The 20,342-nt window shown below is 70.4% G+C and carries 18 protein-coding genes and 3 pseudogenes; 7 read left to right on the top strand and 14 right to left on the bottom strand.

What is annotated here, in order from left to right:
* Nucleotides 1-294 precede the first annotated feature (294 nt).
* From AB0D14_RS19930 to AB0D14_RS19875, 12 genes and pseudogenes are all read right to left on the bottom strand, one after another.
* Nucleotides 295-972, bottom strand: a complete 678-nt coding sequence (locus tag AB0D14_RS19930; RefSeq protein ID WP_362780679.1) for an AIM24 family protein — start codon at nucleotides 970-972, stop codon at nucleotides 295-297.
* A gap of 67 nt (nucleotides 973-1,039) precedes the next feature.
* The gene (locus AB0D14_RS19925; RefSeq protein WP_362780676.1) at nucleotides 1,040-2,824 is read right to left on the bottom strand and encodes an ABC transporter ATP-binding protein; all 1,785 of its coding nucleotides are present in this window, start codon (nucleotides 2,822-2,824) and stop codon (nucleotides 1,040-1,042) included.
* 147 nt (nucleotides 2,825-2,971) lie between these two features.
* Nucleotides 2,972-3,328, bottom strand: a pseudogene (locus AB0D14_RS19920) (hypothetical protein); the annotation flags it as partial.
* Nucleotides 3,328-3,891: pseudogene (locus AB0D14_RS19915) on the bottom strand (NAD(P)-binding protein); the annotation flags it as partial. The pseudogenes AB0D14_RS19915 and AB0D14_RS19920, both read right to left, overlap by 1 nt.
* A 56-nt stretch (nucleotides 3,892-3,947) precedes the next feature.
* A pseudogene (locus AB0D14_RS19910) lies at nucleotides 3,948-5,000 on the bottom strand (FAD-dependent oxidoreductase); the annotation flags it as partial.
* A complete protein-coding gene (locus AB0D14_RS19905) occupies nucleotides 5,001-6,629 on the bottom strand; it encodes an IS200/IS605 family accessory protein TnpB-related protein (RefSeq protein WP_362780674.1) in 1,629 nt (542 codons plus the stop codon). It abuts the pseudogene before it with no gap.
* Nucleotides 6,622-7,197, bottom strand: a complete 576-nt coding sequence (locus tag AB0D14_RS19900) for an IS607 family transposase (protein ID WP_362780671.1) — start codon at nucleotides 7,195-7,197, stop codon at nucleotides 6,622-6,624. The genes AB0D14_RS19905 and AB0D14_RS19900 overlap by 8 nt, the downstream gene beginning before the upstream one ends.
* Nucleotides 7,198-7,336: 139 nt before the next feature.
* Nucleotides 7,337-7,534 (bottom strand): ferredoxin, encoded by a 198-nt coding sequence (locus tag AB0D14_RS19895; protein ID WP_362780669.1) that lies wholly within the window; start codon nucleotides 7,532-7,534, stop codon nucleotides 7,337-7,339.
* A 90-nt stretch (nucleotides 7,535-7,624) separates the two neighbouring features.
* Complete coding sequence (locus AB0D14_RS19890; protein ID WP_362780775.1) at nucleotides 7,625-8,821, bottom strand: cytochrome P450; 1,197 nt, start codon at nucleotides 8,819-8,821, stop codon at nucleotides 7,625-7,627.
* A gap of 289 nt (nucleotides 8,822-9,110) precedes the next feature.
* On the bottom strand, nucleotides 9,111-9,974 hold the full coding sequence (locus AB0D14_RS19885; RefSeq protein ID WP_362780666.1) for a response regulator transcription factor: 864 nt from the start codon (nucleotides 9,972-9,974) through the stop codon (nucleotides 9,111-9,113).
* Between the two features lie 84 nt (nucleotides 9,975-10,058).
* Nucleotides 10,059-10,535 carry a MarR family transcriptional regulator gene (locus AB0D14_RS19880; RefSeq protein WP_362780664.1) on the bottom strand — a complete coding sequence of 159 codons (477 nt, stop codon included), beginning with the start codon at nucleotides 10,533-10,535 and terminating at the stop codon, nucleotides 10,059-10,061.
* Between the two features lie 233 nt (nucleotides 10,536-10,768).
* Complete coding sequence (locus AB0D14_RS19875) at nucleotides 10,769-11,533, bottom strand: DUF1775 domain-containing protein (protein ID WP_362780662.1); 765 nt, start codon at nucleotides 11,531-11,533, stop codon at nucleotides 10,769-10,771.
* A 152-nt stretch (nucleotides 11,534-11,685) separates the two neighbouring features.
* On the opposite strand from AB0D14_RS19875, the gene AB0D14_RS19870 reads away from it, so the two are divergent.
* On the top strand, nucleotides 11,686-11,931 hold the full coding sequence (locus tag AB0D14_RS19870) for a hypothetical protein (protein WP_362780661.1): 246 nt from the start codon (nucleotides 11,686-11,688) through the stop codon (nucleotides 11,929-11,931).
* Nucleotides 11,932-12,432: 501 nt separating this feature from the next.
* Here the strand turns inward: AB0D14_RS19870 and AB0D14_RS19865 are convergent.
* Together AB0D14_RS19865 and AB0D14_RS19860 are read right to left on the bottom strand one after the other, a co-directional pair.
* Nucleotides 12,433-12,846: a hypothetical protein gene (locus tag AB0D14_RS19865; RefSeq protein ID WP_362780772.1), complete on the bottom strand. Its 414-nt coding sequence runs from the start codon at nucleotides 12,844-12,846 to the stop codon at nucleotides 12,433-12,435.
* Between the two features lie 22 nt (nucleotides 12,847-12,868).
* Nucleotides 12,869-13,465, bottom strand: a complete 597-nt coding sequence (locus AB0D14_RS19860; protein WP_362780658.1) for an ATP-binding protein — start codon at nucleotides 13,463-13,465, stop codon at nucleotides 12,869-12,871.
* A gap of 307 nt (nucleotides 13,466-13,772) precedes the next feature.
* On the opposite strand from AB0D14_RS19860, the gene AB0D14_RS19855 reads away from it, so the two are divergent.
* From AB0D14_RS19855 to AB0D14_RS19830, 6 genes are all read left to right on the top strand, one after another.
* Nucleotides 13,773-14,648 (top strand): helix-turn-helix transcriptional regulator, encoded by an 876-nt coding sequence (locus tag AB0D14_RS19855; RefSeq protein ID WP_362780655.1) that lies wholly within the window; start codon nucleotides 13,773-13,775, stop codon nucleotides 14,646-14,648.
* Between the two features lie 25 nt (nucleotides 14,649-14,673).
* Nucleotides 14,674-14,886, top strand: coding sequence for a DUF397 domain-containing protein (locus tag AB0D14_RS19850; protein WP_362780771.1), 213 nt, complete (start codon nucleotides 14,674-14,676; stop codon nucleotides 14,884-14,886).
* Between the two features lie 174 nt (nucleotides 14,887-15,060).
* Nucleotides 15,061-15,876: an SAM-dependent methyltransferase gene (locus AB0D14_RS19845; RefSeq protein WP_362780653.1), complete on the top strand. Its 816-nt coding sequence runs from the start codon at nucleotides 15,061-15,063 to the stop codon at nucleotides 15,874-15,876.
* 322 nt (nucleotides 15,877-16,198) lie between these two features.
* Complete coding sequence (locus AB0D14_RS19840; protein ID WP_362780652.1) at nucleotides 16,199-17,212, top strand: substrate-binding domain-containing protein; 1,014 nt, start codon at nucleotides 16,199-16,201, stop codon at nucleotides 17,210-17,212.
* A 233-nt stretch (nucleotides 17,213-17,445) separates the two neighbouring features.
* On the top strand, nucleotides 17,446-19,905 hold the full coding sequence (locus AB0D14_RS19835) for a nitrate- and nitrite sensing domain-containing protein (protein WP_362780650.1): 2,460 nt from the start codon (nucleotides 17,446-17,448) through the stop codon (nucleotides 19,903-19,905).
* A gap of 11 nt (nucleotides 19,906-19,916) precedes the next feature.
* Nucleotides 19,917-20,342, top strand: coding sequence for a roadblock/LC7 domain-containing protein (locus AB0D14_RS19830; protein WP_362780649.1), 426 nt, complete (start codon nucleotides 19,917-19,919; stop codon nucleotides 20,340-20,342).

Here is a 20,342-nt window from a genome sequence, read left to right as displayed (position 1 = left end):
CTTCCGCAAGAAGAACACCCGACCGACCCGTTCGGCCAGAAGAGCTAATGGTCATCCATGGATTTCCAGCAGGAGATCCTCAAGGTCCTCACGGGTACGGGTCTGAGCGCCGAGGGGGGCCGAGGAGGTCGAGGGGGCCGAGGAGGTCGAACAGGAGTTCCTGTCGATGTCTCACGCGCTCCGCCTCACGCGGCCTGGTCCGCGGTCACCTTTCTCCCCGGCAGGCCGGGTTGACGACATCCGGGTTGACCTGGAAGGTCCAGCCACCACGAGATGGCCCGGCAGGGCCCCGTGTCAGTGTTGTTGGGCTTTCTGCGGTGTGGCCTCGCTCGGCCGTACGACGACGAACCCCTCCCCCTGGAGCATCAGTTGCACTGCCTCGCCCGAGCCGCCGCGGATCATCGAGCCGACGGACTGCGAACGGTGCAGCGACGTCTGGAGGTCGGCCGTCCAGCCGACGACCGCGTCCGTGTCGACGTACACCGGCCACTGCGGTGAGACCGGGATGACCAGCGGGTTGCCCTCGCAGACGAGCCCGAGCCTGCCCTGCCCGGTGAAGACGCTGTTGAACAGTCCACCGCCGGTCATGCCGGCGCCCTTCACCGTCTTGATCTCGTACTTCAACGACGCGTCGAAGCACAGGACGTTGCGGCCGTTGACGGTGAAGACGTCACCGGGGTCGATGTCGATGATGAAGCAGTTCTGTGCCTCGTGCGCGAACCAGGCCTCCCCCTGTCCGCGCACCGCCATGAGCGGCAGGCCCTCGCCGGTGACGGCCCGCTTGAGCATGCCCCCGACGCCCTGGCCCTTGCGCTCGAACTGCAGGCTGCCGCGGTAGGCGATCATCGCGCCCTGCCGGGCGAGCATCTCGCCGTTGACGGCGTACCTGATGGACTTGGCGTTCTGCACGCTCATGCCCGCCGTGGCGGCCGGCTGCACCATGTACTCGCTGGAAAACAGATCACCCTTCATACCGGCATCCTGTCCCGGGAAGCATCGGTTCCACCCTCCCGCGACAGGAGGAAAAGCGGGGGCGTCCTCAGGTCGTCGCCGGCACTCCGGCGTCGTCGGTGGCCGCGAGGAACTGCGTGGCGGCGAGTTCGGCGTACAGCGGGTCGCCCGCGACGAGTTCCCGGTGGGTGCCCACGGCCCGTACCAGCCCGGCGTCCATGACGACGATGCGGTCCGCCATGGTGACGGTGGACAGCCGGTGGGCGACGACCAGGACCGTGGTGGTGCGGGCGACGTCGGCGACCGTGTCCCGCAGCGCGGCTTCGTTGACCGCGTCGAGCTGGCTGGTGGCCTCGTCGAGCAGCAGCAGCCGGGGCCGCCGCAGCAGGGCGCGGGCGATGGCGACGCGCTGCCGCTCACCGCCGGAGAGCTTGGTGCCGCGGTGGCCCACGAGCGTGTCCACGCCCTTCGGCAGCCCGTCGATGAGGGAGTCGAGCCGGGTCGTCTTGAGCGCGCGGAGCAGTTCGTCGTCGTCGGCGTCGGGGTTGCCGAGCAGGAGGTTGTCGCGGAGGCTGCCGGAGAGGACCGGTGCGTCCTGCTCCACGTAGCCGATGGCCGACCGGAGCTTGGAGACGTCCCAGTCGGTGAGGTCGCGGCCGTCCAGCACGATGGTCCCCTCTTCGGGGTCGTAGAACCGCTCGATGAGCGAGAACACGGTGGTCTTGCCGGCGCCCGACGGTCCCACGAAGGCGGTCATGCCGCGCGGAGGGACGGCGAAGGTCACGCCGTGGTGGACGTACGGCAGATCCTCGTCGTAGCGGAAACGGACGTCCTCGAAGGCGAGCGAGGCCGGTTCGGCGTCGGGCCCGGGCAGTGGCGCGGGCTCGGCGACCGGCTCGGCGGGAAGTCGCCGCGCCTCCTCGATGCGGGCCAGGGCGGCCGAGCCGGCCTGGTACTGGGAGACCGCTCCGACGACCTGCTGGATCGGCGACATCAGGTAGAAGACGTACAGCAGGAAGGCGACGAGTGTGCCGATGTCGACGGCCCCGGTCGCGACCCGCGCACCGCCCACGGCGAGGACGGTGATGAACGCGATCTGCATCGAAAGGCCGGCCGTGTTCCCGGCCAGCGCCGCCCACTTGGCGGCCCGGACGCTCTGCCGCCAGGACTCCTCGGCCGCCGCGTGCACGGCCTGCTCCTCGCGGTGCTCGGCGCCGGACGCCTTGATGGTGCGCAGCGCGCCCAGGGTCCGCTCCAGTGAGGCGCCCATCGCCCCGACCGCGTCCTGCGCCCGCCGGCTGGCCCGGTTGATGCGCGGCACGATCACGCCGATCACGGTGCCCGCGGCCAGGACCACGCCCAGGGTGACGGCCGTCAGCACCGGATCGACGAACCCCATCATCGCGAGCGTGGCCACCAGGGTGAGCCCGCCCGTGCCGAGACCCACCAGCGAGTCGTTGGTGACCTCGCGCAGCAGGGTGGTGTCCGACGTGATCCGGGCCATCAGGTCACCGGGCTCGCTCCGGTCGACGGCGGCTATCCGTAGCCGCAGCAGATGCGAGACCAGCCCCCGCCGCGCGCCGAGCACGACGGACTCGGCCGTGTACCGCAGCACGTACGCACCCAGCGCGCCGATCGCGGCGTTGGCGACGACCAGCGCCGACATGGCCAGCAGGGCGCCGGTGATCGCCCGGTCGTGTCCCAGGTCGTCGATCAGCGATCTGGCCACCAGTGGCAGGGCGAGCCCCGCGGCACCGGTCAGCAGCGACAGCACGGCCCCGAGCAGCAGCGTCCAGCGATACGGGCGTACGTATGCGAGAAGCAGCCGCCATGGCGGTGTGGCTGCTGGGTCTGACAGCTGGGACTGCGGCACGGTGCTCCCCCTCGGACGGTCGGCTTGCCCTCCCGCTCGCGACCGGCGACCGGCTACCGGAACAACGCCCGGAGTGGAAGGGGTCGTTGAAGTATCGCCGATGCCACTGACAGGACCGTAGGGATTTACCGCCGGGCGGCCCCGCGCTCACGGACGCGGGCCGCGCGGCTCCCTCCCGTTCCCGCCACCGCCACCGGTATCGGTGGCGGTATCGGTGGCGGTGGCGGTGGCGGTGGTATCGGTCAGCCGCAGCACACTGCCCTCGCCGTTCGCCGAGAGGACGAGGGAGCCGTCCGGAGCCACCGCGAGGCCGGCGAAGCGGCGCGGCGAGCCGGGCATGTCCCCGGCGAACAGCGCGGGATCGGCACGGGTGATGCCCGGCGGCAGGCCGACCGCGAGGTTCTCGGCGTCGATCCGGCTCTCCCCCGTGGCGAGGGACACCGCCCGCAGGCACCGGTGCCCGGTGTCCACCGTGAACAGCTCGTCCCCGCGCACGGCCAGCCCCACTCCAACTCGGTGTCGTCCCACCGCAGTTCGGTCACCTGGGTCTGGAAGCAGGCTTCGCCGTACAGGTCGAAGTGCCGTGCGATCGCCCGCGCGTGCTGCCGGATCTCCTCGCCTGGCGCGTACTTCCACTCGGGGACGTAGCCGACCTCTTCGAGCAGCGGCATGTAGACGTACGACTCGATGTCGCAGTGGATTCCGGGGTACCGGTTCCAGTACCAGGTCCCGCCGAAGTCATCGGCCTTCTCGATGACGCGGATCGACCGCACGCCCGCCTGTCGCAGCCGCGCGCCGGCGAGCAGACCGCCGAAGCCGCCCCCGATGACCACCGCTTCGACCCGGTCGTGCAGCGGCTCCCGCGTGAACTCCGCCGTCTCCGTGTACGGGTCGTCCGCGTAGTAGCCGAACTCCCCGGCGATGCGCTGGTACTGCGCGTTTCCCTCGGGCCGGATACGGCGGTCACGCTCGGCCCGATAGCGCGCACGCAGGGCGTCCGGGTCGAACCCGGGCCCGTCCGGGCCGGGCCCAGGTGTGCCGGACGAGGCGTGGGGGGTGGTGGGCATACCTGTCCTTCGGTCGTCGGTGCTGGTTCTCGGTACCTGTTGCCGGTGCCTGCTGCCTTCGGTGGCATGCCGAGCGCGAGGACCCCGGTCAGCCGGTCGCCCGTGCGGTAGGCGACGATGAACCGGCGCTCGTCGAGGCTCCCCTCCACCACGGCGACCTCGTCGTGTCCGCGCAGCAGGCCGAACGCCTGGACCTTCAGGCCGTACTGGTCGGACCAGAAGTGCGGCACCGGTGCGAACGGCTTGCGTGCCTGCGGGTGCAGCAGGTTGCGGGCCGCCGCCATGCCCTGCTCGGCGGCGTTCGTACGGTGCTCGACACGCATCGGCACCCCGAACAGGGGGTTGTGCCAGCGGGCGACATCACCGGCCGCGAACACTCCCCCGGCTGCCGGGCGGGTGGGCTCCGAGGCGGCCTCGCAGTACTGGTCGCACACCAGCCCGTCGTCCACCCTCAGCCCGCTCCCCGCCAGCCACTCGGTGTTGGGCAGCGACCCGACGGCCACCAACACCTCGTCGCCCCCGACCAGTTCACCGTCAGCCAGGCGCATCCCGCCGTCGGCCACCTCGGCCACGGTGACCCCGGTGCTCAGGTCCACCCCGTGCTCCAGATGGGCCGCGGAGAGCACCCGTCCGACCTCGTCGCCGACCGCGTGGGCGAGCGGTACCGGTGCCGGTTCCAGAAGGGTGACCTCGATGCCGAGCCCCCGGGCCACGGCGGCGGCCTCGGCCCCGAGGAACCCGGCGCCGACCACCACGAGTCGCCGCCCGCCGCCCAACCGGTCCCGCAGGGCTAGGTCCAGGGTCCGCGGCACATGCGCGGCCCCGTCGCCGGGCAGCCGCCGCGGACGTACCCCGGTGGCGACGACCAGTCCGTCGTACGCGAGCCGGGTACCGTCGGCCAGCAGCACCGCGCGCCCTTCGGGATCGAGGCCCGTGGCGGCGGTGCCCAGCCTCAACTCCAGGCCCAGCGCGTCCAGATCGCCCGGCGAACGCAGCGTCAGCCGGTCGTGCTCCCACTCCGACGCCAGGACCTGCTTGGACAACGGCGGTCTGTCGTACGGGGCGTGCGGCTCGTCGCCCACCAGGGTGAGCGTGCCGTCGTACCGTTCCTAATCAGTGAGCAGGAGTGAGTCTTGGACCCATACCTGGTCACTGCGGACACCCCGAACGGTTTTGGATGTCCTGGTCGCCCGCGTACTCGCCGCGTCCGGCGGCACGGATCGTGTCCGTGGTCCGGGGATGCGGGGGCGGGGTCCCTCACGCCCAGGGATACGCCGGTCGGCCTGGACGGTCCGATGCCCGTGCACATCGCTCTGGTGTGCACGGGGCGGTGTCGTCCGTCGCCGGATCGGGTGCCCCTGGGCGCGTCGTCCGATCGCGATGCTCGCCGCATCGTGCCGGGTGGTCATACGGGTCGGGCCGGCCATCGGCTTCTGCCAGTGCTGGGCGCCCCACTTGCTGGTGTAGGCCGGGTCCACGGCAATGATCGCGATACCTGTGGCGTCGGCCATGGAGGCCAGCCGGGCGCGGAGCCTGCCGGTCGGCATGCCGGAGATGAGCTGCCGGAACCGGCGCTTGCGACCGTGTTTCTCTCTGGTTTTCTCGGCCTGGAAGTCGAGGTCTTCGACCGCGATGGCCTTGACGCCGCAGCTCTTGGCCCAGTTCAGCAGCCGTGTGAGGGCGTGCCGTACCTGGGCGTCGCGGTACTGGGCGTTGCCGGACAGGTCGTACAGGAACCGGCGCGGCCGGCCGATCGGGTTGCCGTGAGTGTCCAGGCGCCATGCGGCGAGGTGGTCTGCATTGGTGTCCACGCCGATCACGCCATCGGCGAGGGCGGCTTCGAGTGGGATGGTCTTTGTGGGTGGGATCTGCCAGGAGGCGTCCACGTACCAGCGCCCGCGCCCCGTGTCGTAGTGGATGCGGTAGGCCACGGCCCGGTTGGCCTCCACGCGGTCGGCCCACTCCTGCCCCCGGTGAGGGAACCGCACCTGCGCAGCGAGTACGTACCGGCCGTGCTCGGCATTCGCCCGGTCGGCGAGCGGGGCCGGGAGCCTGATCGATACTTCGCCCTCGGGCGTGATGCGGATCGTTTCGTTGCCGAACTTTTTCCCCGACTCGCCGTCCGCCTGGAGGAACCAGCGCCCGGTTTCCCACCGCTCATGCCACTCGGCCTCGGTGAGCTGCGCCTTGTCGAGGTGGTGGCGGGTGCCCAGCAGACGTTTGCCGCCCCGCACCACATGTACCCGGCCCGCTTCCCGGTCGGCCCGAACCTGGTCGATTCGGTCCTCCAGCACATGCAGCCGTCGCGTCTTGTGGAACCACTCGTGCGCGCAGCGGTAGCCGCCCGGAGCCCGCTTGGTGCCCTTCTCCCCGACCGGCAGCGACAACCGGTGCCGGATCGTCGTGATACCGGCTTCGAGGGATTGCGCGTGTGCCCCCTGGCCGCGCCGAGCGAGCGCCCACTGGTCATGCGTGGCCTTCGTGATCGACCCGGCCCACCTGGACGACGACTCGGCCGTCAGGTCCCTCTTACGGGCCGCCCATGACTCGGTGGAGTGCTCCAGGCCGTCAGCGCAACGCGCTTTGAGGTCCTTCGAGGCGAGCGAGCCCAGGTGCGCCCCCACCAAGCGCAGAACCTTCTCATCCTCGGGCCTGAGGTCCCCCAGCCGGGCACGGATCGCAGCACCGGACGGGCCGGGAGTCACGAACGGCGCGGCAACCGGGCGCAGGTCAGCCATGTTCGGCGGCTTCCAGTGCCTTGCGGGCGCGGTTCTTCGCCGACCTGCGCCCGTACAGGCGGGCGCAGAACGAGGTCAGCACCTCCACCATGTCCCGCACCAGGTCGTCTTCGACCTCGCCGTCGTCCAGGACCAGCAGGCGACGGCCCGTCGCGGACAAGGCGGCCTCGACAAGCTCGACGTTCATCCGGCCGAGCCGGTCCTTGTGCTCCACCACCACGCAGGTCACGTTCGGGTCGGCCAGCAGACGCCGGGCCCTGGCACGGCAGCCGTTCATCCCGGAAGCGATCTCCCCCTCAACACGAACGACTTGGTGACCGGCCTTCGCTGCCCACGCCGACAGCCGAGCGACCTGGCGTTCCAGGTCGGTCTTCTGATCGTGCGAGGACACGCGGGCATACAGGCCCAGACCGCCGATGGCCCCGGGCGTGGTGTTCGCGTCGATGTTCACCAGGATCGTGCGTGGCCCGACCCGCTGAGCCGGTACCGGCAACATCCCCTCACGAAACCAGCGATACGCGGTCTGCGGATGCACGCCCTGCGTCTTCGCCCATTCCGTCAGATTCACACTCTGACAACGACACTCACTCCTACATGGTTACGCTCGCCTACCCGACATCGAGGACCAGCAAGTGGAGACCCCTCCCGGCGCAGCGTCTCGGCGGCCGCGAGTCCGGCCGCCGAGGCGCCCACGACCACCACGCTTTTCATTGGTCGACCAGTCGGATCGCCGCCGCCGGGCAGATCGCCACGGCCTCACGCACGTCGTCGAGAAGGTCGTCGGCGGGCCGCTCCTCCAGCACGATCGCCACCCCGTCTTCGTCCCGCTGGTCGAAGACCTCCGGGGAGGCCATCACGCACTGCCCCGAAGCCACACATTTCGGTTCGTCCAGTTCCACTCGCATGCGCTTCTCCCTCGCCCTTCCATACGTGTCCGTACGAGTCAGTACGTTCAGCACGTGTCGGTACGTGTCAGTACATCGGCCGGTGTGCGTTCACCAGGCGACGGGCAGGGAAGCGACGCCGTAGGTGGTCCCGCTGTGGTCGAACTCGAGCTCCTCGACCCGGGCCGCCAGGCGCAGGGTGGGAACACGCCGGTAGAGCGTGCTGTAGACGACCTGGAGTTCCAGGCGGGCGAGGGACTGGCCCAGGCACTGGTGGGGTCCGTAGCCGAACGCGTTGTGCTTGCGCGCGGGCCGGGTGACGTCCACCCGGTCGGCACCGGGGAACGCCTCGGAGTCCCAGTTGGCGGCGTGCAGGTCGGCGATGATTCCGTCACCGGCCCGGATGACCCGGCCGCCGATCTCGATGTCCTCGGTGGCGACCCGGCGCAGGCCGACCTGGACGATGCTCAGATAGCGGAGCAGTTCCTCCACCGCGCCCGCGACGACCTTCGGGTCCTCCGAGTCCCGTACCAGGGCGAGCTGATCGGGGTTCTGCAGCAGGACCAGGGTGCCGAGGCTGATCATCGTCGCGGTGGTCTCGTGGCCGGCGATGAGCATCGCGACCCCCATGTGGACAGCCTCGGAGCGGGTCATCTCCCCGGCTGTGACACGCCCCGCCATCTCGGACAGCACATCCTCGCCGGGCTCGGTGAGCTTCTTGCCGAGCAGGTCGTCCAGGCAGGAGGAGAGGGCCGTGCTCGCCGCGCGGGAGTCCTCCGGAGCCGCGGCGCGGTCGAGCGCGAGGCTGCTGTTCTTCTGGAAGAACTCGTGGTCGTCGTACGGCACTCCGAGCAGTTCGCTGATCACCAGCGAGGGCACGGGCAGCGCGAGTGCCGTCAGGAGGTCGGCCGGGTTGGGGCCGGCCAGCATGTCGTCGATCAGGCCGTCGACGATCTTCTGGACCGGGGCCCGCATCGCCTCGATCCGCTTGACCAGGAACGGTCCGTTCACCATCCGGCGCAGCCGGGTGTGCTCGGGGGCGTCCGTGTTGACGATGAGTTCGGGGGTATGTTTCGCGATTTCCTGCCGGTACGCGGTGACGAACGGGAAGCCGGGGTTCCGGTCGTTCGCGCTCACCCGGGGATCGGTCAGGAGTGCCCGCTGCGCCTCGTGTCCGGTGATCAGCCAGGGCGTGCTGCCGTCCCAGATCCGGATCCTGCTGATCGGGTGCTCGGCGCGGAGTTCCCGCACGGCCGGCGGCGGGGCGAACGGACAGCCCTCCGCCCTCGGCATCGGGAACTCCGGCATCTCCTCTGTCGCGTGGGACACGACGGTCGCGTGGGGCACGACGCCGTCCGGTGCCTCGGCCATGTGACTCCTCGGTGGGGGCTCCGCCGGAGCGGAGCACGGGGAAGGGATGGCGACTTCTGGGTTCGACTTCTGGGTTCGACCTCTGACTACGACTTCTGGCTTCGACCTCTGTGGTCACATGCAACCGGAGCGGCCTGACAGCTTCCGGCCGGTTACCTGACATGAAGCTGACGTGACCCGGATCACACCCAGCCCCCTGCTCCGGGGAGGGGAGGAGACGGCGGGTTCAGCTGCCCAGCCGGTAGCCGAAGCCGCGCCGCGTGTGGATCAGCGGGGGCTGCCCCTGCTCCAGCCCTTGGTCCACCTTGTGGCGCAGGCGGGAGACGAGCTTCTCGATCGCGTTGCCGGCCCGGAATTCTCCCCAGACATGCCGGCAGATCTGCTCCTTCGACAGCACGCGCTCCGCGTTGACCAGCAGATGACGCAGCAGCCGGTACTCCGCGGGCGTGAGGTCGAGCGCCCGCCGGCCTCGCCAGGCCTGACAGGTGGCGTCGTTGAGCACGAGATCGCCGTAGCACGGCCCTTGGTGCACCGGGGCACGGCCGCGCAGTAACACATGCGCCCTGGCGAGGACTTCGGAGATACGGAACGGCGTGGTGACGTAGTCCGCCTGCCCCAGGCCGAGTTCGGGGACCAGGCGCCCCAACCTCTCGTGCGGGGTCAGGAAGAGCACCGGGGGGCGGTCGGCGGAGCGGAACCGGCGACCGTCATCCAGGCTGTCGAGATCCGGGACCGCCACATCGAAGACGACCAGGTCGAAGCCGCGCTCCGCCAGACGCGCCACCCCCTGGGTGCCGGTGCGCTCGGCGGTCACCCGGTAGTCCGCCAACTCCAGTGTGGTCGTGAGCAGTTCGGCGACCAACGGGTCGTGGACCACGACCAGGACACGCTGCCCCGCCCCGCGCGTGGGCACGGTCACCGCGGCGCCTGTCCCGAAGTCCCCGGCTCCGAACTCCCCTGGCCTGAACTCCCCGAGTCCGGGCCCCCCGAGCCCAGCCTCCCCGAGGGCGCCGTCCGATCCGTGTACCCGGCCCGCTCCGTGTACCCGGCCCGCCTCGTCCATCCCGTGCATCGCACGCACCTCGTTCATGAATAGGCCACCTCGCGTCGGGCTTGAGGGAGGAGCCGCGCAGGAGCGGAGGACCCGCGGTCGGGCGGCGGCACTCCCGGCCCGTCAGCCGGGCCGCGACGAAGCATCCTCGCCCTCGATCGCCACGTCGATGTCGGTGCTCAGGAAGTCGTCGACCATCCGGTGGAACAGCGAGGAGAGCTGCCGCAGATCCTCCGGCGACCAGCGGTCCAGCGCGACCTGCATACCCTGACAACTCGCCATACGGATGCGGTCGATCGCCTCCTGGCCGGCCGCGGTGAGCTGGATACGCTGGGCGCGGCGGTCGTCCGGGTCCGGGACCCGGGTCACATAACCGCCCTTCTGCAGCTGCTGCACCTGCCGGGTGACGTGCGAGGCCTCCACAGCGAGCCGGGCCGCCAGCTCGCCGAGGCGCATGGGCTCGGAATCGGAGATCTGCCGCAGCAACGCCACGGCCGCGCGATCCAGCGACACCCCGGCCATCGCCATGAGGCGGTCGTGCTGCCTGACCCGGCCCGTGAGATAGACGATGCGATTGAGAGCGCGTTCGATCTCGATCACATCCCCCGAGGGGGCAGACGCAGGCCCGGCGGCGGGCCCGGCGGCAGGAACGGAACCGGAGCCAGGGACAGAGCCGGAGCCGGAGCCAGGATCGGACTCGGATGACGGGGTAGGCATGGCACCACTTTACATCTACTTGCCTGACTCAAGTAAATGCCTACGGGCCCCGTCCGTGGGCACGCCCCCCGACCCCGGCCCGTGGGACGCGTACCGCCCCACGGGCCGGGTGAAGGTCAGCCGCCGGTGGAGGCGCGGCGCTTCGTCAGCCACCACGCCCCGCCGCCGAGGACGAGCACCGCGGCGACCGCGCCGCCGACGACGAGCCCGGTGGAGGAGCCGTCGTCGTCCTTCTTCGCGCCGGCCTCGGCAGCCGTGGCCGTGGCCGTGGCATCCGACGGCGTCACGGCGGCCGAGGGGGTCGAGCCGGCTGTCGGGCTCGCGCTCGGGCTGGGGCTGGGGGCGATGGGAGTCGCACCCGGCGCCGCGGCCTTCAGCTTCAGGAGCGGAGCGGGCTGTTCCGCCTCCTCTCCGTTCCCGGGCAGCTCGATCCAGCGGGAGACCTCACCGTCGCTGTAGGTCTCCACGGTCTTGAACGCCACCTCCTTGGCGTCCGGGAGCTGCCGGATCTCGACCTCGTACTCGGCGTCGACCCCGGTCTTGAGAGCCGGACCGCCGACCACATAGCCATCCTCGGTGACCTTGAAGCTCCAGCCCTTGGGCGCCTTGCCGAGCGACACGTCGGCCGGGGCGATCCCCTCGGGCAGGACGACCCGCACCTCACGGAAGCCCGCGGACGCGGACTCCGCCTCGGAGACGAAGGTGAGCGTGACGTTCTCGGCGAGGGCCTGCGGCTTGTCGGCCTCGACCTCCGAGTGGGCCGAGGCGGGGCCGGCCAGCGCGAGGACGGCCGTCAGCGCGGCGGCACCGGTCAGCCCGATACGGCGACAGCCGATACGGCGGTGCTTGGTGGACGGGGACACGTTTCTGGGCAGGGACACGACGGAACTCCTTGCTGGTGGAACCGGACGGGCCGAGGCCGGATCCGGTGTGAGGGACGAGCGGGACGGGCGTACGTCCCGGAGGTCCCCTGCGCACCACCGTGTGGAGCAGTGTCGTCGTCCGTGTTCCTGCCAGGTGTTCGAAGGAGCCGGTGCGGGGCACGGGCGGCGGCTCGTACGCGGTCGCGCCGGTACCGCGTGACAGGAAGAGCCGGGGCAGCGCCGTCGCCGCGAGCGCACGGAGCGTACGCCCCATGGCCAGCGCCGTCGTGATGGCCGCGTCGGCCCGCTGGAGCAGCCAGGCGACCACGAGGGCGGCACCGGCATGGGCGGCCGGCATCGCCCCGGCGACGTGCTGCCAGGCGGCTGTGCCGCCATCCGCCGCCATCGCGGAATGACCGGCGTGCGCCAAGTGCCCCGTACCGGGGTGGCCGCCAGGGTGACCGGTGGAGTGGCCGTTGTCGGCGACCCTCGTCAGCGCGAGGTGTATCGCGCCCTGCGCGGCGAGCGTGCACCCGGCGACCGCGAGCAGTCCGGGGCGGCGGCCGGTCAGGGGGCGTACTGCAAGGAACTGCGCGACGGCGAGGGCGGCCACGAACCGCCACGGCACCTGTCCCCCGTCGACCATGTGATGGCCGACGGTTCCGAGCACACTGCCGACGAGGGCGAACGCCACGGCCCGTACCCAGGCCTCCGCGGAACCCGGCCGAGGGCCGACGGTCCGGCCTTCACCCCGCGTCACCGGCCCACCCTTTCACCCGGCACGGTCGCCCGTCATCCCCCTCGGCGTTCACCTCGTCGCATACGTCTGCGTCTGAACGTCGCAGGTGCGTACGTCTCAGGTGTGTACGTCGCAGGTGGCGGACCCGTTCACGCCGGTCGGACGCCGCGGAGATCCATCAGAAGGCCCCCAGGGACCACTGCGGGACCCGGCCGGCGAGACGGCACGCGAGGAAGTACAGGGGGATCGGTGGGGTGTACGGCGAGTCGCCCGCGGGGCTGTGGATCAGGCGAGGCTGCGCGGCAGCGGGCGAACCCCGGCGGGCCCGGGTCCAGGACGGGTCCGCGCGGTGGGCGCCGACGGTGTAGGTGACGGAGGGCGGCCAGCTGACGCCGATGTGGGATCCGGCGGGGACGATCCACCACCAGCGCTCGTCGCCCGCGGAGCCGTCGGCGAAGACACAGCCCACGCGGGGCAGACAGTCCAGGATGCGTTCGCCGTGCTCCCTGGAGGTGCCCACCACGTCGCACCCCAGACCGGTGCGCAGCTGAGCGGGTATCACCAGGCGCATCGGGCGCTCGGACGGGGACATCGCGGACGTATGCGACCAGTGGTCAGGGGCGTGCTGCAGTTCCATGAGAGAGGGATCCTTCGGCCGAGTGGGGGGCGGGCCGGATGTGGTGAGTGGTGGGAACGGGCCCGGAGGAGGCGTGTTCCCGTGGCTCCGACGGCGACGGCGACGGAGACAGCGGCGGCGACGGAGACGGCCGCGCCGGCAGGACGGCCCAGACGGCGCGGCCGGAGCCGTGCGCGGTGTCCCGCACACCCCAGTCGCTGCTGAGTACGCCGACCAGCATGAGTCCGCGGCCGCCCTGGTCGTCGGGTCCGGCGGTGCGCTGTGCGGGAATCGCCAGACCGCGGTTCTGGTCCTCGACCTCCAGATGGAGCCGGTGTCCGTCGGTGCGGAGTCGGCACACGATCCACTTGCTCGCCGTGTGCGTGAGCGCGTTGGTGACCAGCTCGGAGGTCACCAGGACAGCGTTGTCGCATGATTCGGGGTCCACGCCCCACACGCTGAGCAGTTCGCGCACGTTCCGGCGGGCCAGGCCCACCGAGGCGGGTGTGGGAGGGAGGCCGAACGCGCCCGATCTGTGCGGGGCTTTGTCCGCGGGCAGTCGGCCCAATGGCTTGGGGAGAGAGGGCGGAGCCATCGCCGTTCGCCTTTCGTCTGCCTTCGCACCGGAGGTCAGACCGGTGCCGGTACCGCACGGATCGGATGTACCGCGAGGCGCGAACACCTCGTGGCACACAGTGACGACCGGCAGCCCGTTCTCCCCCAACTGGGCCGCTTCGTCACGCCGTTCACCGGGCCGGACGGTACGTCCCACTGTCGCACCTGCCAACATCAGCTCGCAACCAGCAAGTTGAAAATTGCAATTCGCCAGGTGCATGCTTCGTCTGTCGAACGAGTGATCGTGACAGACTGCGACCTCGAAGCCCGCTGTGAGGGGGTATGGCGTGACCGCGGAAACAGACTGGGGCGGCGCGCCCTCCGTCCTGCGCATGATCCTCGGCAGGCAGCTGGAGGAACTGCGCATCCGGGCCGGCCTGACGTTCGAACAGGCAGGTGAGGCGCTCGGGGTCAGCCATTCCACCATCCGCCGTATGGAGGCCGCCAAGGTGGCCCGGCTCAGGCTCCCCGACGCGGAGAAACTGCTCCAGATCTACGGCGTGACCGACCAGCAGGAGATCGAAACGTTCCTGAAGTCGGTCCGCGAGGCGAACAAGCGCGGCTGGTGGCACACGTACCGTGATGTGCTGCCCGACTGGTTCTCCGCGTATCTGAGCCTGGAGCAGGCGGCGCTGCAGATCCGTGCGTACGAGTCACAGTTCGTGCACGGGCTGCTGCAGACCGAGGAGTACGCGCGCGCCCTCCTGAGCGCCGGCAACCCGCACGCCCCGGCCGAGGCGACGGACCGCAGGGTGGCGCTGCGCATGCGGCGCCAGGAGTTGCTCTCCCGGCCCTCGCCGCCGCGCGTGTGGATCGTGATGGACGAGACGGTACTGCGGTGGCCGGTCGGCGGCCCCGAGGTGATGCGCGCCCAGATCGATCATCTGATCGAGGTCAACTCACTGCCCCAGGCGACCCTGCAGATCATGCCGTTCAAGAACGGTCCGCATCCGGCCATGCGGGCCGGCGCGTTCCATCTCTTCCGGTTCCGGGCGCGCGAGCTGCCCGACATCGTCTATCTCAGCGGCCTGGTGGGCGCTGTGTACCTGGACAAGGGCGACGACGTCGTGGTCTATCGCGAGGCTCTGGACCGGCTGGGCGCCCAGTCGACGCCCGCCAGAAAGACCGAGGCCCTCCTCGGTGCGATCCGCAAGGAGCTCTGACGTGCACCACCACATACGCAACGGCATGCCGTCCCGCGATCTCGGTACCCGCGGCTGGTACAAGCCGTGGAGCGACGACGCGGGCGGCGCCTGCGTCGAGGCGAAGAAGCTCGGCGACGGACGGGTCGCGCTGCGCCAGTCCACCGACCCCGACGGTCCGGCGCTGGTCTTCACCCCGCGCGAGATGACGAGTTTCCTGGCGGGCGTGAAGGCCGGACGGGCCGACTTCCTGCTCTGAACGCCCTCAGCGTTCTCAGCGTTCTCAGCATTCTCAACGCTCTTAACTGATCTGATCTGATCGAACTGAACTGAACTGATCTGAACCGCTCCGACTGCTCCGACCCACTGCTGCGAAACTCCTGCTTCGGCTTGAGCGTTCACCGTGGACCGACGACATGATGGGAGATCGGCGTTGCCCGACAACGGATGGCCTGCCGACCGGATCGATACCGAGAACGCACACTCGGCGCGCATCTACGACTACATCCTCGGAGGCAAGGACTACTACCCCGCCGACAAGGAGGCGGGTGACGCCATGGCACGGGAGTGGCCCGCCCTGCCCGTGCACATGCGGGCCAACCGCGACTGGATGAACCGGGCCGTGCGATGGCTCGCCGAGAACGCGGGGATACGCCAGTTCCTGGACATCGGGACGGGCATCCCCACCTCTCCCAACCTCCACGAGATCGCCCAGTCGGTGGCCCCCGAGTCCCGGGTGGTCTACGTGGACAACGACCCCATCGTCCTCACCCTGTCCCAGGGGTTGCTCGCCAGCACCCCGGAGGGCAGGACGGCGTACATCGAGGCCGACTTCCAGGACCCGGAGACCGTTCTGGGCTCCGCCGAGTTCCGGGAGACCCTGGACCTGGACAAGCCGGTCGCACTGACCGTCATCGCGATCGTCCACTTCGTGCTGGACGAGGACGATGCGGCCGGTATCGTCCACCGCCTCCTGGACTCCCTCCCCTCGGGCAGCTATCTGGCGATGACCATCGGCACCGCCGAGTTCGCCCCTGAGGAGGTGGGCCGGGTCGCCCGCGAGTACGCCGCGCGCGGCATGCCGATGCGATTGCGCACGATCGGCGAGGCCGAGGAGTTCTTCGACGGCCTCGAACTGGTCGAGCCCGGCGTTGTCCAGGTGCACAAGTGGCACCCGGACGGTGCGGGTGAAGAGGGTGTCCGGGATGAGGACATCGCCATGTACGGGGCCGTCGCCCTCAAGCCGTAACCGGCCGCGGGTGTCACTCGTTCGAGAGCAACACGCCCCGGGCCGTCAGGTCCGGGGCGTACGTCTCCCCCCTGTGCGTCTCCCCCGATGTGTCCGCCCCCGGTGCGTCCGCCGCCGGTAGCGCTCGATCGTCCTCGTCCGGCCCGGCTCCAAACGAGGACAACTCCGGCCATGCGGACGCTCACTTGACGACCGGGCGTCACACACGGTTGGCTCCGGCCAGCAAAGAGTCCGTACAGTCGGCATCCTCGTCCCGTCGGCCGTCACAGCGACTTCGCGCTTCCATCCGCTTGTCGGCCGCACAGCGAGGTGCCGTATCCCCATGAACCCCACTCCCTCCCGTCTCGTTCCCGCCAGATCCACGCGTGGCACGGCGCTGGCCGCCTGCGCCGCCGTCTCCCTGCTCGCGTCCGGCTGCACCGGCTCGGACGGGGCGGACTCGGACGCCACCACCGCGGGCAAGGCGGGCGCCGCCGGGATCAAGGTCGCCCTGATCACGCACAGCGCCCCGGACGACGCCTTCTGGGAGCGGGTGCGCAAGGGCGCCGAGGCGGCGGCCGCCAAGGACGGCATCGACCTGTCGTACCAGAGCGATCCCGACGCCACGGGCCAGGTGAAGCTGGTGCGGGAGGCGGTCGCCGACAAGGTCGACGGCATCGCGGTGACCCTGGCCAAGCCGGAGGCGATGAAGGGCGCGATCACCGCGGCCAAGGCGGCCGGCATCCCGGTGGTCGGCCTCAACTCCGGTATCGACGACTGGAAGCCGGCCGGCCTGCTGCAGTACTTCGGCCAGGACGAGAGTGTCGCGGGCCGGGCCGTCGGCGACAAGCTGGACGCCCTCCGCTCGAAGCACGCCCTGTGCGTCATCCACGAGCGGGGCAACGTCGCCATGGAGGCACGCTGCGCCGGCATGAAGAAGACCTTCGGCGGCCGGGCCGAGATCCTCTACGTGGACGGCACCGACGACGAGGCCGTGACCGACTCCGTCGCCGCCGCCCTGCGGCAGGACCCGACCATCGACGAACTCGTCATGAACGGCGCCCAGTTCGCCCTCGCGGCCGTGAAGTCGGTGGAGGAAGCGGGCAGCAAGGCCGAGCTCGCGACCTTCGACCTCAACGACGACATCGTCAAGTCCGTGCAGAGCGGGGACGTGCAGTTCGCGGTCGACCAACAGCCGTATCTGCAGGGATATCTCGCCGTGGACGCCTTCTGGCTGTACGAGACCAACGGCAACTTCAGCGGCGGCGGAGAGGCTCCCGTGCTCACCGGACCGGCGTTCGTCACCAAGGAGAACGTCTCCAGCGTCGCCGGGTTCGCGGCCGACGGAACCCGCTGAACCGCCTTGCAGGAACCGCCGGGCCCGCGGTCGTCTTATAACGGCGACGACAAGGTTTGGGGTACTCACGATGCGTACGGTCACTTGTACGGATAGCATCTGCGCACCCCCTGTGTGTACCGGACACGCGGTCACCCGCCGCGTTCGCCCTCCGTCCGCCCCCCCATTCCCGCCGACCCACTCGACTCCCTCGCGACTTCCCCCTGCTCGCCGCTGAACGCTCTAGGACGACGATGTCTCCACGGACCGGCACCCGCCGCCGTCTCGGCTCCATACGTCTCTCACTGATCCTCCTGGCACTGGTCCCCAGCGTCACTCTCGCCGGTATGTGGGGTGTGACGACGATCCAGATGTTCTCCGAGGGCCTGGGGCTGAAGGACCAGACCGGGCTGAGCAGGTCGACCGGGGCCATGGGCACCGAGGCGACACTCGCGCTGCAGCGGGAGCGCAGCCTGTCGGCCATGCTGATGGCCTCGCCCAACAGCTCCCGCACCGCCCTGGACGAGCAGCGGGGCCGTACCGACAAGGCGATCGCGACCCTGGTCGGCCAGTCCGACAGGATCCGGGAGGCTCCCGCGCGGATCGCCGACCGGATGTACTCGGTCATCGCCTCGGTGGGCAGTCTGGAGTACTACCGGGGGCAGGTGGACAAACCCACCGACATCACCCCCGAGCAGGCGCTGGACCAGTACACGTCGATCATCGACGGCCAGATCCACGCCTTCCAGGAGATCTCCCAGGTCGACGACGGGGACCTCACCTCGCAGTCGGGGCCGCTCGTCGCCCTCGCGCACTCGGCGGAGCTGGTCTCCCAGGAGGACGCCCAGCTCCGCCTGGTCTGGCCCGCGGGCGAACTCGACGAGCAGTCGTTGAGCCACTTCACGCAGCTGGTCAACGCCCGGCGCTTCCTCGTCGAGAACCAGCTCATCCCCTCACTGCGCGGCTCGGTGAAAACGCAGACCGAGCGGATCCTCCAGGGCCCGGAGTGGAAGTCCCTCGAAACCGTCGAGGACCAGGTGCTCGCGGCCCGGGCGAAGGACGGCGCCGGTGGAAAGACTGCCCTTCCGGACGCGCGGAAACGCTGGAACACGGCGTTCAGCGTGCTCTCGGACCAGTACAGCGCCCTGATCCGCCAGCAGACGTCGGCGCTGCTGGACCGCAGCGACGACCAGGCGCAGGCGCTGCTGGTCAAGGCGGCCGCCCTGAGCGCCGGCGGACTCGTCGCCCTGCTGGTGTGTGTCGTGATGTCGTGGCGCATCACCCGCTCCCTCTCCCGGCGGCTGCGCGGGCTGCGCCTCGCCACCCTCAGCCTCGCGGAGGAGCGGCTGCCCGACGTGGTCGCGCGGCTCGACCGCGGCGAGACGGTCGACGTGGAGTCCGCCACCCCTGAGCTGGACTACGGCCGGGACGAACTCGGGCAGGTGGCACACGCGTTCAACGCCGCCCAGCGCACGGCGGTGAACACCGCGGTGGAACTCGCCGACACCCGGCGCGGCTTCCAGAAGGTCATCCTGGGCATCGCCCGGCAGAGCCAGAACCTGGTCAACCTCCAGCTCACCAAGCTCGACGCGCTGGAACGCGAGCACCAGGACCCGAACATCCTCAAGGGGCTGTACGAACTCGACTCCACGGCCAGCCAGTTGCGCCGCTACGAGGAGAACCTCGTCATCATCAGCGGTGAGCGGCCGGGGCGCAGCTGGACCGAGCCGGTCGCCCTGATCGACATCCTGCGCAGCGCGGTGGGTGAAGTGGCCGAGTACAAGCGGGTGGAGGTGCAGACCGAGGAGGAAGTGTTCCTCGCCCCGCCCGCGGTGGCCGACGTCATCCACCTGCTGGCCGAGCTCATCGACAACGCGACCACGTACTCCCCCGCGCCCAGCGTGGTCGGAGTGCGGACCGGTCTGGTGGCCAAGGGTCTGGCGGTGGAGATCGAGGACCGCGGTCTGGGCATGTCCGAGGAGGACTACGCCTCGTTCAACGCCCAGTTGGCGATGCCCCCGCAGTTCGACGTGGTGGCGCTCGCCGACGACCTGCGGCTGGGCATGTTCGTGATCGCCCGGCTCGCCAACCGGCACGGCATCACCGTCACGCTGCGCCCCTCGCCGTACGGGGGAACGACCGCGATCGTGCTGATCCCGCACGAGGTCGTGGTGCGCGAGTCCCCGGAGGGCTCCGGGAACGCGGAGAGCGCCGCGCGGCACACCGAGGAGACGCGGTCGCCGGTCGGGCAGGCGGCCCGGACCGGAACGAGGAGCACGAGCACGACCGCCACGGACCCCGACGCCACGGGCCCCGAGCCGGACGGGCCCACGCACGAACGCTCACGGGAGGCGCAGCCCGTCGCCCGGGCGCGGACGGCCGAGGTTCCCACGGCGCGGACCGCCACCGTCCCACCCCGTTCCGGCTCCGGTGCCGCGGAGCGACGCGGCGGTATCACTCCGCTGCCGCGCCGGGTGCCGCAGACCAGCCTGGCCGCCGAGCTGCGCGAGGACTCGGCGGTCGACGAGCCCGGCGAGGCCGACAGTTCCCTGGACGACTTCACCGCGGAACACGCGGCCTCCTCCCTAGCCGGATTCCAGCGCGGAACTCTGCAGGCACGTGACAACGACGCGGATCCGACGTACGACCAAGGGGAAGAAGCCACGCCCGAAGGTGCATCCGTCACCTCGACTCCGCCCGCAGACCGCTCATGAAGGACAGAGAAATGACACCCCCCATCCCCGCCACTCACAGCCAGCTCGACCAGCTGCTCACCGGACTGGTGGAACGGGTCGCCGAGGTGAACCAGGCCGTCGTGCTCTCCGAGGACGGGCTGGTCGTCAGTAGGTCCACGGGGTTCCTGCGTGACGACGCCGAGCGGCTGGCGGCGACCGCGTCCGGCCTGATGAGCCTCAGCAAAGGCGTCAGCATGGACTTCCGCGGCGGGCCCGTACGCCAGGCGCTCATCGAGATGGCCAACAGCTATCTGATACTCACCACGGCCGGTCCCGGCGCCCATCTGGCGGTGCTCACCAGCAAGGGCGCGGATGTCGGAGTCGTCGCGTACCAGATGAACATGCTGGTGAAGAAGATCGGCGAGCACCTCAGCGCGGCACCGCGCGCCGGCGTCACCACCGACAACGGCGAGTGA

Origin of the sequence: Streptomyces sp. NPDC048484, assembly GCF_040651415.1 — a bacterium.
Taxonomy (GTDB): Bacteria; Actinomycetota; Actinomycetes; order Streptomycetales; family Streptomycetaceae; genus Streptomyces.
Note: the sequence above shows the minus strand (reverse complement) of the source record. Positions and strands in the feature narration are given on the sequence as shown.